The 12617-nt window shown below is 56.9% G+C and carries 17 protein-coding genes; 3 read left to right on the top strand and 14 right to left on the bottom strand.

Annotated features, from left to right (window positions below; translation table 11 throughout):
- Window positions 1-33 precede the first annotated feature (33 nt).
- Window positions 34-543, bottom strand: coding sequence for a hypothetical protein (locus ACLB90_RS15615; RefSeq protein ID WP_411850320.1), 510 nt, complete (start codon window positions 541-543; stop codon window positions 34-36).
- On the bottom strand, window positions 540-1454 hold the full coding sequence (locus ACLB90_RS15610) for an RHS repeat-associated core domain-containing protein (protein WP_411850319.1): 915 nt from the start codon (window positions 1452-1454) through the stop codon (window positions 540-542). Before ACLB90_RS15610 ends, ACLB90_RS15615 begins: the two co-directional genes overlap by 4 nt.
- On the opposite strand from ACLB90_RS15610, the gene ACLB90_RS15605 reads away from it, so the two are divergent.
- Window positions 1410-1820, top strand: coding sequence for a GGDEF domain-containing protein (locus ACLB90_RS15605; protein WP_411850318.1), 411 nt, complete (start codon window positions 1410-1412; stop codon window positions 1818-1820). The genes ACLB90_RS15610 and ACLB90_RS15605 overlap by 45 nt on opposite strands.
- A 469-nt stretch (window positions 1821-2289) precedes the next feature.
- Here ACLB90_RS15605 and ACLB90_RS15600 read toward each other — a convergent pair whose 3' ends face one another.
- From ACLB90_RS15600 to ACLB90_RS15560, 9 genes are all read right to left on the bottom strand, one after another.
- Window positions 2290-2625 carry an immunity 53 family protein gene (locus ACLB90_RS15600; RefSeq protein WP_411850317.1) on the bottom strand — a complete coding sequence of 112 codons (336 nt, stop codon included), beginning with the start codon at window positions 2623-2625 and terminating at the stop codon, window positions 2290-2292.
- Window positions 2626-2801: 176 nt separating this feature from the next.
- A complete protein-coding gene (locus ACLB90_RS15595) occupies window positions 2802-3485 on the bottom strand; it encodes an RHS repeat-associated core domain-containing protein (RefSeq protein ID WP_411850316.1) in 684 nt (227 codons plus the stop codon).
- 473 nt (window positions 3486-3958) lie between these two features.
- Complete coding sequence (locus ACLB90_RS15590; RefSeq protein ID WP_411850315.1) at window positions 3959-4444, bottom strand: hypothetical protein; 486 nt, start codon at window positions 4442-4444, stop codon at window positions 3959-3961.
- Complete coding sequence (locus tag ACLB90_RS15585) at window positions 4441-5514, bottom strand: RHS repeat-associated core domain-containing protein (RefSeq protein ID WP_411850314.1); 1074 nt, start codon at window positions 5512-5514, stop codon at window positions 4441-4443. The genes ACLB90_RS15590 and ACLB90_RS15585 overlap by 4 nt, the downstream gene beginning before the upstream one ends.
- Window positions 5412-5861 carry a hypothetical protein gene (locus ACLB90_RS15580; RefSeq protein ID WP_411850313.1) on the bottom strand — a complete coding sequence of 150 codons (450 nt, stop codon included), beginning with the start codon at window positions 5859-5861 and terminating at the stop codon, window positions 5412-5414. Before ACLB90_RS15580 ends, ACLB90_RS15585 begins: the two co-directional genes overlap by 103 nt.
- The gene (locus tag ACLB90_RS15575; protein WP_411850312.1) at window positions 5858-6544 is read right to left on the bottom strand and encodes a hypothetical protein; all 687 of its coding nucleotides are present in this window, start codon (window positions 6542-6544) and stop codon (window positions 5858-5860) included. Before ACLB90_RS15575 ends, ACLB90_RS15580 begins: the two co-directional genes overlap by 4 nt.
- A 1179-nt stretch (window positions 6545-7723) precedes the next feature.
- Complete coding sequence (locus tag ACLB90_RS15570) at window positions 7724-8353, bottom strand: Arm DNA-binding domain-containing protein (protein WP_411850311.1); 630 nt, start codon at window positions 8351-8353, stop codon at window positions 7724-7726.
- A gap of 86 nt (window positions 8354-8439) precedes the next feature.
- A complete protein-coding gene (locus tag ACLB90_RS15565; protein ID WP_411850310.1) occupies window positions 8440-8811 on the bottom strand; it encodes a hypothetical protein in 372 nt (123 codons plus the stop codon).
- 454 nt (window positions 8812-9265) lie between these two features.
- Complete coding sequence (locus ACLB90_RS15560) at window positions 9266-9487, bottom strand: hypothetical protein (RefSeq protein ID WP_411850309.1); 222 nt, start codon at window positions 9485-9487, stop codon at window positions 9266-9268.
- Window positions 9488-9802: 315 nt separating this feature from the next.
- Between ACLB90_RS15560 and ACLB90_RS15555 the strand changes: the two genes are divergently transcribed.
- Complete coding sequence (locus ACLB90_RS15555) at window positions 9803-10231, top strand: hypothetical protein (protein ID WP_411850308.1); 429 nt, start codon at window positions 9803-9805, stop codon at window positions 10229-10231.
- A 258-nt stretch (window positions 10232-10489) separates the two neighbouring features.
- On the opposite strand, the gene imm40 is transcribed toward ACLB90_RS15555, so the two are convergent.
- From imm40 to ACLB90_RS15540, 3 genes are all read right to left on the bottom strand, one after another.
- Window positions 10490-10831: an Imm40 family immunity protein gene (imm40, locus tag ACLB90_RS15550; RefSeq protein WP_411850307.1), complete on the bottom strand. Its 342-nt coding sequence runs from the start codon at window positions 10829-10831 to the stop codon at window positions 10490-10492.
- A gap of 394 nt (window positions 10832-11225) precedes the next feature.
- Window positions 11226-11492, bottom strand: a complete 267-nt coding sequence (locus ACLB90_RS15545; RefSeq protein ID WP_411850306.1) for a hypothetical protein — start codon at window positions 11490-11492, stop codon at window positions 11226-11228.
- 196 nt (window positions 11493-11688) lie between these two features.
- On the bottom strand, window positions 11689-12378 hold the full coding sequence (locus ACLB90_RS15540) for an RHS repeat-associated core domain-containing protein (RefSeq protein ID WP_411850305.1): 690 nt from the start codon (window positions 12376-12378) through the stop codon (window positions 11689-11691).
- Between the two features lie 79 nt (window positions 12379-12457).
- Here ACLB90_RS15540 and ACLB90_RS15535 point away from each other — a divergent pair, with 79 nt between their 5' ends.
- Complete coding sequence (locus ACLB90_RS15535; protein WP_312711139.1) at window positions 12458-12601, top strand: hypothetical protein; 144 nt, start codon at window positions 12458-12460, stop codon at window positions 12599-12601.
- Window positions 12602-12617: the final 16 nt, after the last annotated feature.

Below are 12617 nucleotides of genomic sequence, written 5' to 3'. Positions count from 1 at the left end.
GATGCTTCGTTGCCGTGTCACAGACAATGATGACTACCGCTCAGCGCCCAACATGAATATGACCGCATTTCCCATTGAAACACAGGAAAGAGAGCCGCCTAAACATGGTCCAGAGCCGGTCGGACGCTCCATCACAACTTGCCAGACAGAATCCTCAATCCCCACATCCTCGTCCGTAGCAACCAGTTCAATGACTGAGTCACCCATAGATAGAGCAAGCCGCCCCTCGGAATCGAGCTCAACACGGGAGACTTCAACGCCAATCTTTCCATAGACCTCGGGGAGTAATACCGCCCTACCCACAAAGAAATCAACATTCCCGACATTGCCGGGAGATGTGACGCCATCACGGAGAGTGGCCGCACATGAGAAGCTCAGATCCACGTACAACGATTTATCAGGGCACGCCGATGCATTGATTAGCCTCAACGTTACCTGAAGGCTACTTACGTTGAATGAATCAAGATATGAACCAAGCAGCATCCCCTCCAAGCTCGAGAGCGCAGCCGCCACATCAACTTCCATCCTTTCGATTCGCGTCATCTCGATCTATCTCGATAGTAGATATGACTTCCCGTGCGCTGCTCGCCCTTGGGAATATTGCCAAAGTTCTTACCATTCTCAGGATTTACGGGCTGACGCGGGTTACCTTCTCGCGTGACCGATACTCTGGGTGGATGCTTTGGTCCTCCGTCCATGACTCTAACGTCCATCTTCATAGACGGCACATTGTGAAGCGTTCCCGATTCCGTGCCAGCGTCGTTCGATATCCGCGTTCCCGTGTACCCAGCATCCTCCAGCGCCGCCCTGGTGTCAGCAGGCCTATCTCCAACCTTCACCCCGGCAACGGTTCGACCTCGCATCTCCGATACCGCAGCCTTGGCAAAGGGGGCAGCAATCGATCGTAGAATTCCCGGTAGAGTTGCGCCACTTATGCCTACAGCTACGAGGGCCTTGCCATTGTAGTGGAAAGCGTCGTCACCGAGCTCGTTCCCGAAGCCTGGGTTCCCCATCTGATCAACGTTTGAGAACCACTCTTCATCACGACCGTCCGGATCGGTGAATTTGTACGGATTGTTCAACGCATATGCGTATCTATTGAACTTCGCGCCAGACTTCGTATCGACTACCAGAGGGTCCACCGACAGGAACACACCCAACTGCGGATCCATGTACCGCTGCTGCATCTGCACCAGCCCGGTCTCACCATCCATCACATGCCCGGTGTAGCCAGGGCCATCCACCACCTTGCCGATGGGCTCGCCATACGGCTCGTAATGAGTACGCTCGATCACGTTACCGGAAGCATCAGTACTGGCAACCGGGCTACCCAGCGCATCGGTGTGCAGGTAGGTGATCTTGGCGTCCGCACCTGCGTAGTCCCGGCGAGCGATCAGGCTGCCGGCCAGATGGACGTACTCGCGTTCAAGAAGATCAACGACACCTACGGCCATCCGATCGGCGACGAAGTGCTCAAGGTTGTCGCAAAGCGCTGCCGGGAAGCGCTGCGCGACCGCGACCTGCTCGCCCGCTTCGGCGGTGAGGAATTCATCGCCCTGCTCGCCGCCCCCACCAACGACGAGGTCCACATCACCGCCGAGCGCCTGCGCCGTGCGATTGCCGCCGAACCGATCAGCGTCGGTGGCGAGCGGATTGCGGTATCCATCAGCGTCGGCGGTGCCATCGGTGACGCGCTGCCCGGGTGCGATCAGACACTGCTTGAGGAACTGATCGGGCGCGCCGACGAGGCGCTGTATGAGGCGAAAGCGGGCGGACGGAACCGGGTCAGAATGGCGCAGCCGGTGACGGACTCTGCGTGAAAGGAGTGCTGACCTTCGATAACCAAATCCTGCGCGTGATTAGCAACCTTCCAGATCGCGCGCCCTGCTCTGGCCCGTCAGTCTAGACAGCCCACTTCACAGCTCGCGCGAGCTGCAGAATGCGATCCGGATACTGACGACCAGCCTTGAGCTCGGCAACAGCCCAAGGTACGACGCTTACCATGCGCCCAAGTGACGATCCATGCTTTATGACCCGAGGGCTGCACTCGCAAGATCAGGCCGCGAACCTGAGCGTCCCTGAGCTCATAGGGGCGATCTCGGGGCTCAGCTGAGACAACGATGCGCTTGGTGAGGGCAGCTGACATCGGGCGGGTTGTCCGTAAGTGGCGATAGAGCCAACTTAGGACAGGATGCGAGGCGGTGTTTGGATGCGGATCGTCCGTGATGAGCATATCTAGTACTCACGGCAGAGGGGTGAAAGTCGATCCTAACTATCGAGCAGGACTATCTACGACTCAGCGTCATAGGCAGACGCGCAGAGATTCTCGACTCCGCGCTCACCAGCGAAAATGAGAAATTCAACAACCATCTCTTCTAAGTTGAAGACGCCTCCACAAGCAATGTAGCGCTGCTGCGAGATCTCAGACTGGATCCAATCTACTTCTGAACGATCAATGCGATTCCGGGGCAGTGAAACTTCACTGAACTCCGTATCAGCCAAGTCGATGGCAAGTATCCACCCCGGATTATCCAGCGTATCTATTTTGATACCGTAGGAATGCTCCCAATCTTCGTCACAGTGCCGCGCATACCATTTTTGCAACAACGAGATAGCGGTGTTCATAGATGATCTCATTTAAGCTTAGGCAGTTCTTCTGGCAGTGCCGGGCGTACACCCTGCCCTGCCTCTTTTACGTGAGGCGTTGCAATTGTAGCTCCATCTGGATTGGTGTGGGCCTTACCGGTTACATCAACACGTTTCACCTCTTGGTAACCGGATGGATTATTCGAATTCGGCCATTAAGTTGCAGTGTTGCCAATATTGCCATCCTCACCACGCTTAAAAACAGAATGCGCTCGCTCTGCGCTGGAGTCCGGTCGCAACTTGTTCGCATTTCGCCCAGACCGCACTGCATCTACTGCCTTGTCAGTAGTGCGGATCGCCTTGATCGCGGCGCCAGCGCCTCCGGGAACAAAGGGCACTGCAGCTGCCGTAGCATCAATCGCCACACCGATTGAGTCGACAATACCCGCCCCCACATTACCTTGGCTAAAGTTCGAGTAGGCACTGGTCGCGCCCATCGCAATGTTCGCAACGTCCCATCCGGTTTCGACAATGCGTCCATCAGGATCTTTGAACTTGTACGGGTACCCGTTCGCATACCGATACCGATTGAACTGACCCACAGGCTGCTCATACGCCGTCACCGGATCCACGGACAGGAACATCCCCAATTGCGGATCCATGTACCGCTGCTGCATGTAGCTCAGGCCAATGGCAGAGTCACTCACATGCCCCTTATACCCCGAGCCATCAGCAACCGGCGCACCTACGACAGCGCCATATGGCTCGTAAGTGATGCGCTCGTCCACGTTGCCGTTGGCATCGCTCTTGGCTACTACCGAGCCCAAGGCATCGGTATGGAGGTAGGTGACCGTTTGTGCGCTTGCGGTCGGCACAGCAGCCAGACCCAGCAACAGCACGAAGCATAGCCAAGCGCCTACCGCACCCAGCTTCCAAACTCGATCTTCAACTCCCCTGAGGCGGGTCGACACACCGCCTGCAGCTCCCCCGAACCTGCGCATCCTTCCGATCCCTGAAAGACCCTTCAAGCGAGGCGGGGTATTGATAGCACAGGAATGGCCGGCCATGAATCCAACGGGGCGATTGAGGCCAACCACGCCATCCTGACATGAGCAACGCTCTTGGCGCTAAGCGCCGACGAAGCCAGACCGGGTCGTGGTGGCAATGTCAGTCCGGGGCGCGTCGAACGGACCTGGGCTTGCCGGCCAGCGGCCGGCACTACCTTCGAGCGACCCCCAAACAAACAGCCTCGACCAAGGCCGGGGCTTTCTGCTGTATTTGGTGCCGGAAATAGGAATCGAACCTACGACCTGCGCATTACGATCTGCCTCTCCCAACCAGTCACTTGCATCGCGCAACCATGTCGACCGCCTCATGGACGGAGATGCTTAACCTTATTGCGGAGGCAGTCAGTTAGTCCGTCAATGGCCATACGAACACAGGATTGGTCGACCATGAAGCTGAAACTAGTTGTCATCACCAGGCCAGAGAAATAGCTAAAGGTAAAAACTGCCTTTTGCGTGGACCGAACAAAGCGCGGATCATCTCCCAAGCTGACTTCAAGCACCTGCCCCCCGCCATCAGTAGGCTGCAGCGCGCACGAGAATGATCCATTGTCTTCAAGCCAGTCCACAAAAGACTGCCTAAGCCCTCCCAATGCGTCTCGCGCCACGATGACTTGCGGAAGCACAACGCGAAAATCCTCCGTTGCCTCCCGCTCTGCCTCTGGCGCCCGATTCCAGTACTCGCCAACCAGCGTGAAGCGACAGACCATTTCGCGATCTGTGCTGCCCACAACTTCACACTGGAGACTCTCCATTCCTCGATTTGAGGGCAGTGACCATCTGCGATCAGTCATCGAGACCTCCCTGTTGGGTTTCCCTTGGGTCGGCGAGAATGCTCTTCGTTACTGTTGACATACCTTTCTCCGGAATCATGTGGAGTCCTTCCCCTGCTCGCATGCCCTCCTTGATCACTTCCGGGCCCACGGTCAGGGATCACCGAGTCGGGATCACTATTTGAAGCACCTTCATTTCTTCTCGTTTCAGACTGCCGCCCACTTGTGCTTTCAGGTGAGTATGGATCAGTCGGGATGAATGGCGATGGCGATCGTCCCGATTCGCCCCTGCTTCCAGGAATAGGCTGCCCATCTCGGCCCCGACGAACCGTATCCCTACCTGCCGGACGTTCAGTCGGTCTCGATGCTGGCCTCCCACTTGGTCCGCTCTCGCGATTCCCACCGGATGTGTCCTCATTGCGCTGGATGTTTCCACCAGGGCTGGGGACCGGAATGGGAAAAATGTAAGGGGCAGGCATCGGGATTGCCTGACGCCCATCCGAATCCGTGAATGTGTACGGATTCCCATTCGCATACCGGTACCGGTTGAACTGCGCCACCGGATCGCTATATGCCGTCACCGGATCAACCGACAGGAACACACCCAACTGCGGGTCCATACACCGCTGCTGCATGTAGCTCAGCCCGGTGGCCCCGTCCATGACGTGCCCGGTATACCCCGGCCCGTCCACCACCTTCCCGATCGGCGCGCCATAAGGCTCGTAGTGCGTCCGCTCGACGACACCCCCCGCCTGGTTCGTAATTGCTACTGGGCTTCCCAGCGCATCGGTATGCAGGTACGTGATGGTTGCGCCTGCAGCGTTGTACTCACGCTGCGCGATCAGGCTCGCTGCACGGTGCACGAATTCGCGGCCGACACGCTTGCGCGCATCGCTTTGGAACACCCGCCGCCCGTCCTGGGCGGAGCGGGCAATCCCGTCACGAACAAGGCGTGCCGCTTCCGCCCCGAGCGAACCATCCTGCGGCCTCAATCCACCTTCATCAGATACATATTCACTGCAGCCACGCCTGCTGACTGATCGGCATAAATGATTGTCAATGGGATGGGAGCGCCCTTGTCGCAGGGCCATAGAGAATCGGGCGCTTGTGCGACAGTAGCGCTGCCGTTTGCTGCAACCGTCAGACACGCTTTGGGGCGGTACATGAGCTTCGGCGAGCCTGTGACGTCTGTCACGACGCCAGATGGGTCGACCAACTTGACCTGGATCTGGAACGCAGCCCCCTGTGCAACGCCGACCTGGGAAACCAAGGCACCGCTGAGCACCTCCTGCTGGCTTGCTCCGCTTGATAGCTGGGAGAGCTCCCACTCCCCAATCAGATCCTCTCCAGCGATCGCGGCTTGAAGGCTCCAGGTGGGGCGGCCGTCATCCTGTGCGCTTGCGCTGAACGCCAATGCGCTAAGCAGCACGGCAGTCAATAGGCGGCTTTGCATACTTTTCCCTCTATGTCGGTATTGATGTCGATCGGCAACCCTTGGAAGAAGCGCTTGGCCATGCACTGCACGCGCACGGCTTCACGTGCCACATGAACGAAGATGCCGCCCATCGTGTAATAGGCTTGGGGATAACCAGGCTGGCCTTCTTTCAGGCATGGAACGATCTGGTCACCGACCAGCTTCCAGTCTTTCTGCGAACCGCAGCCTGATCTTTGAAGCGCTCCCAGGAGATCTACCTGCACGTGATACCAACCCATCGTGGAGAAACACTCACGATCTGAGATCCATTTTCCGCCCAGCATGCTCACTAGCTGAGCGCTCACATCGCTACATGACGCTTCGACTGCGGGCCAACGTCCACTGCCGCCCAGGTATGGATCCACGAATCCTGGAATTACTTCATCCATCCATTGGCAGTTATCCATCTCGCAGCGAAGCTTGCAGGATCTGTTGGCAATGCAGGTCTGCTGCGCGTGAAAGAGATGGCGCGGATCGGATGATGGCTTGGCGGCCTGCTCGAGTTGAGCAACGCTCTTACCGCAGCCGGACGTATCGCTTTCGGGGCAAGGGTCCGGCAAACACACGGCCCCCGTCGGCTGTGATTCTGAGGCTCCTGTCACCTTGTACTCGCAGCCTTGTACACAATGGTGCTGTCCAATCGTCATGCCAGGCAAGCCTATTCCAGGCCGCCCTGCGCAGGCACTGTGCTCCCTGAACCACGCCCCACCACAGCCGGTCTCCGGTATCCAAGGGAAGAGATCCGATCTGCACTTCCATTCATAGTAATCGGGGTAGCCCGGAAGCAAACCGACATAAAGCGGATGAAAGTCCGAGCGAGCCTTAAGCCATGCGCGGTGATTTCGATGCACCTCTACATATGCCTGACCCTGATCACATGGACGGTCGAGATAAGGATATGTTCCTGGAGGGCACCTATTGACTACGTCGTTCGCCTGCACTTCAAAGCAGACAACAGCAATAAGTAGATGAAATACTACGAGAATAGCCTTCGCCATACTTCTCCCCTGACTCACCCTTCAGTATCCGCGCTGGGCCAGCTCGCTTGCCGCACCCACCATTACCGAACGGGCGGGCATGCTGGACAAGTTGCAACGCAGCCTCTCATACACGACATACTCCCGCAACCTCGATCTCCGCACCACCATTCTAGATGCTTCGGCACTTATCTCGGCGCCTGCGCCTTCCCAACGACGCCTACGTCAACAGTAGCATCGGCGTCTAGACGAAAGAAGTCAGAAAAGTCTTGTTTTCATCGCTCTCGGCCAACACGAGATGCACCTTCGCACGTAGTGAAAAGTTGGAGCGTGCTGCAGAACATTCAGGCTTCTCTCTCTTGGGGGCGCTGCCTGAAGAAGTGAACACGGGAACGGGCGTGAGAACAACACGCCACAACACCACGCGTCCAACAAATACCTTCTCCCCAAGGCGCAAAGCTCGTCCATCTCCTTGCCCAACAGATCACCGATCCAGCGGCCACACACAGACGCTGAATCCAGAGAGTTCCTCGCTATAGCTGCTCGAGATGGCCGACAGGGCAGCCCCGAGCACTTCCTTGGACCCGGCACGCTACACATGCTGGACTTGGCGTTCTCCGCCTGGATGGTCAGCATCTTTGCTTCCCAGTTGATGTCGGCCCATGTCATCGACAGAAGCTCGCCCCGTCTCATACCGGTATTCATGGCTGTGAGAACCACGGGCGTTAGGTGATCGACATACCCATCCATCGGCAAATCGGGCAGAACCACTTGCCGGTACTTACGTCGGGCCGCATTGGCGTTTGCCCTGCCCTCTACGCCAGCCAGATCGCGCGCTGCGAGTGCAGCTCAGAGCATTGCCTCCTCATCTGGAGACAAGAACCGTACGACCTTGCGGCTCGCGGCTGATCGCTGGCGCATGCCCATCAAAGGATAGGTTTCGACCAGCTTCGACTCAACGGCGCGAGACAATGCAGACCGCAGCCACGCGAAGTCGCGCGCTGCCGTAGCCTTGGTTACGGCATCCGGCCCAGCGACACGCCCACGCCACCACCGTTCCATCGTCGGAACGTCAATCTCAATGATCTGGCGGCGCAGCAGCCACGGGAACACTGATCGGATGCGGTCCGGGTACTGACGACCACCCTTGAGCTGAGCAATAGCCCATGGCTCGAAGTGATCGTTGAGGAGCGCCTCGAGCGTGCAGCTCGTGGGCTTGGACTTTGCGAGAGTCGGCAATCCGGATTGAACGTATCCCGCGACTGCTTGCCGGGCTTGATCGCGGGCTTGATCAAGTGACAGATGCTCGACCGACCCCAAGGTACGACGCTTACCGTGCGCCCAGGTCACGATCCAAGCTTTATGACCTGAGGGCTGCACGCGAAGAATCAAACCGCGAACCTGAGCATCCCTAAGCTCGTAGGGGCGATGTCGGGGCTCTGACGTAAGGACGATGCGTTTGGTAAGGGCGGATGACATTGGCCGGGCAACCCATATGTGGCGATAGAGCCGACTTAGGACAGGATGCGGGGCGGTGTTTGGATGAGGATCGAGACCCACAGGCTCTAAGGCACGTATACCAAAACCACCTCGTATCGATATCCATCGCCAACTTCGTACACGTGAGCCTGAAGCACCAGATCACTTCTTCCCTCCTCCTCTGTGTAAAGATCGACTAAAACGTCCCAAAAATCCCCGTACCAAATGCAGACAGAGGAGTTCCAAGATTCCTCTGGCAACTTTCTCAGTTGTGCACCATACGCGCGAATGTTGTCTTGCGCGCTCACCCACACATCCGGAGACTGAAGGGTTACCCGCGGCAGCGATGGCTCACCCCCTTGGATCAGGGCATCGACGATAGCGGTGAGCGTGGGCCGCCACGCTTGCGGCACCGAAACCTCTTTTTCGCCATCTTTAGCTACGAATGTCTCATTCATTGCCAATCTCTCCCACTCAATTTTTTGTGGCAATCCAAACACCCTTGCTCATCGTTCAGACCGCGATCTGTGCCACATACACGAACTTCTATTTTCTTGGCATCCGCGAAAGCTGCGACCTCATCCAAAGTCGCCTTCTTGCCGAAGGACAGGATTCCGTACTCGTAGCACAGGAATGACCCTCCATGAATCCAGCGGGGCGATAAAGGCCAACCACTCCATCCTGACGTGAGCAACGCCCTTGGCGTTAAGCACCAGCGAAGCCGGCTCGGGCATTGGTGGCGATGTCAGTCCGGAGGGTGTCGATCGCACCTGAGCTTCATCGGTCGACACTACCACCAAGCGACCCACAAACAAAAAACACCGACCAAGGCCGGGGCTATTCGTACAACTGGCGCCGGAAACGGGAGTCGAACCTACGAGCAGCCGCTTATGACTCCAGATCAACGACTGCTCAGTCGCTGGATGCACGAGATTGATCGGCCATGGAGCCGACGACATCGATGATCTCTTCGATGCCGACGCCTCGTTGATTAGGTTCATCGTCAGATCCCAAGCCGGTCGCCGAGAACTCTTGCAACAATAAATCGATCAGCAACCCGCGCTCGTGCTCAGCAAGGCGTTCGACGCCGTCTTCAGGCAACTGAAAGCTGCGCTTCGCTGCGATTTCGAACAACAGAGAATGCAGCCAGAAAGAGACAGGCCTCTGCGTTTCAGCTCACTCCCGAATCTCTCTGTTCACCGATACTTCTGATTCTGACCGCCCTGTCCAGATTCTCATCAAAAACCTCACCATCTTCAATGTAGAGCTGAACCTCCTGGTCGGATGATAGCCGAATGTCCAACACCCAAACTTGCGGGGCGTCAGCAAGGGCGTCGCACAGATCCGCTGTGGACACCTCCAGCGGGCTGTCCGCCATCCGCTCGAAGGATACTCAGGATCGCCTGAGACTTCGCTCCCGACAGAACATCCGAATCCGATAGCAGCCACATGTCACTCGTACTGAAGTTCGTCAAGGACTCAACCACCCTGTCTCCCGTGATTGGGAAGCCCTACGCATTTACAGTAATGACTATCCACCTCCGTTCAGCGGTCGCGCTGGCCCTCGAGAAGGAGTGCGAGCTCCAACATCCGCCCAAACAAAAAGCCCCGACCAAGGCCGGCGCTTTGCGTGGTGTTGATAGCACAGGAACGATCGGCCAGGAATCCAACGGTGCGATTGAGGCCAATCACGCCATCCTGACGGGAGCAGCGCTCTTGGCGCTAAGCGCCAGCGAAGCCGCATCGGGTCGTGGCGGCGACATCAGCCAAGGAGCATCAAGCGGAGCTGAGGTTGCCGGCCAGCGGCCGGCACTACCAACGGCCGTGTCGCAACAAACAAAAAGGCCCGGCCAAGGCCGGGGCTTTTTCTGTATCTGATGCCGGAAATAGGAATCGAACCTACGACCTACGCATTACGAATCCGACTGACCGATTCGCGCGAGAGTTCCAAGCGACAAGCAGCTGTTTGCAGAAGCCTGGCTCCAACCCACCGGTCGGCATTAAACATCGCCAAACACGCGTTATACGCAGATCGCTTTGCGAGCCCCTACCGACCGCGCTTTAGAGATGCGTAGCGGTGTGTGGATACGGATCGTTGACTCCGAGAATTTTAACCCTGTAGCTCCACGGTTCTGGTCACCAAGCCACAGGTACTAGTGAGAAGAGAGTTTCACCGTCCGAATTCGGGCATTCGGATATGTAACTCCTCGCAATATCGATGCTACGCTCAATGTACTCATCTATCGACTCGTCATCGCTTCTGTCGCAGTACCAATTGTCGTACGTCGGCTCAAGGCGACCGTTCTCAAGCCTGTATACGTCACCACCGGCGACCGCAATTCCCTCATGATGCAACCTCTCCAGTGCGTCCAGCGCTCCAGCCTGATCAAGCGCCCAATTACGCACACCCAGCACTTCAAGAGATTCGCCTGCGCCCAATATCGAATCGACTTGTTCTGACCATACATACTGAACCACGATCGCAACTCCTTTTCGGGCTTGAACAGCCGGTGTCTTATGGCATCATCTGCATTTTTGATGAACTCCAAGCTGCCCTAACTCCCCTTGTATTCTCCGGTCATCGTCAACATCTCGCGCGCGAGACCATCGCCACATTTAAGGCTAGTCACTTGACACGCAGACTGAAACTTTACGCTTTCAGAAAACGCGTGATAACCCACTGCCTTCATCTCTCTGAGCTCGCCTGGGAGATCCTTGAGCTCAGCTGTGAGAACGATGAGCTTGGTGAGTGGGGATGACATTGACCGACTATCCGCAAGTGGCGATAGAGCCAACGGAGGGTGGGATACGAGCCGGTGCTTGGATGAGGATCGTCCGCAGCGCTCTGCCACTCCAAACAACGAGTTTAAGCTCACTGATTCATCAGACCTGCGCCTGAGTCCGGCCCAATAAAATCAATCAACGCTTCGATTTCCAGCCCACGCTCATTAGGTTCATCGTCCAATTTCAGGCCAGTGTCGGAGAGCTCTCGGACAAGCACATCAATCAACCACTCCCGATCATTGCCATCGAATAAACACTGGTCGCCCTCCAGCTTCTCAAATGAGAGATCACGGCCATTTTTGGCACAAATCTCCACAAGCAGCATGCGCAAATGCGACGGCATCTTTCCACTCATTTCACTTCACCTTTGGGTCTCTCACACCATTACTATTTCGTGGAATTGTAGTTATCATTTTTCCATCACCGTTCAGAACAACCTTGGCATCCCTCCCCGGGTATACCATCTTGCCTCCGGCCTGCTCCGCTACCTTTAAGGGCTCTCTAACTGCCGACAAAATTGCTTTCGGAGATACCCCCCTGCCGCCATCACGTTAAATCGCCTGATTCAGACCGTGCTTGGTGTATCCCGTTATCCTCCCAGCAACTGCGCCGGTCCCTGTCACTCCGGCAGCGCCAGCACCGATTTTGGTCGCGGTAGCTACAGCAGCAGGATTGGCTAGCGCTACCATGCCCACCTCAGCTGCCACGGGGGCAAGCATTACACCTGTTACGGCAATCGCAAAGGGCTGTAGCGGCTTGTACACGTCGCCATTGCCAGCCTCCATGTCCTTACGATGCTGTTCGACAAAACGCTCTGCTGCTTGTCGCCCATCCGGATCAGTAAAGCGATACGGATTGCCGTTCGCATACCGATACCGATTGAACTGCCCAACCGGCTGGTCGTACCCAGTTACCGGATCCACCGACAGGAACACACCCAACTGCGGATCCATGTACCGCTGCTGCATGTAGCTCAGCCCAGTGGCCGAGTAGATCACATGCCCGGTGTATCCAGAGCCTTCCTTGACCTGACCACCTACCACGGTGCCGTAGCGTTCGTAGTCATTTCGCTTGATCACCTTGCCGCTGGCATTGCTCTCAGCCACAACCGAGCCCAGTGCATCGGTATGGATGTACGTGACCGTTGTCTGGGCGGGTGCGGGTCTCCACACCGCCTGCAGTTCCCCCGAACCTGCGCATCCTTCCAATCCCTGAAAGAGCCTTGAAGCAAGGTTCGGCATTCATGACACAGGAAGAAGGTTATCGGAATGCAACTCCAGGGCTGAGGCCAAAGGGGCCATTCCGAGTTGGGCAGGACCCTTGGCTACAGGCACCAGCCAAGCCGAGGGCGATGCCTCGCGAGGGATTGAACGGCTACAACTGGAGCGCATCGCGGCGCTGCCCAAAGCACAGCAGCGGTTTGTCATGCAGATGTTGGATACGGTGCTGCAGCAGAGCGGTTGATTGGTTTGGCCAAAGC

The organism is Stenotrophomonas sp. LGBM10 (assembly GCF_046736075.1).
GTDB lineage: Bacteria > Pseudomonadota > Gammaproteobacteria > Xanthomonadales > Xanthomonadaceae > Stenotrophomonas.
This window is presented reverse-complemented; position numbering and strand designations above follow the sequence as displayed.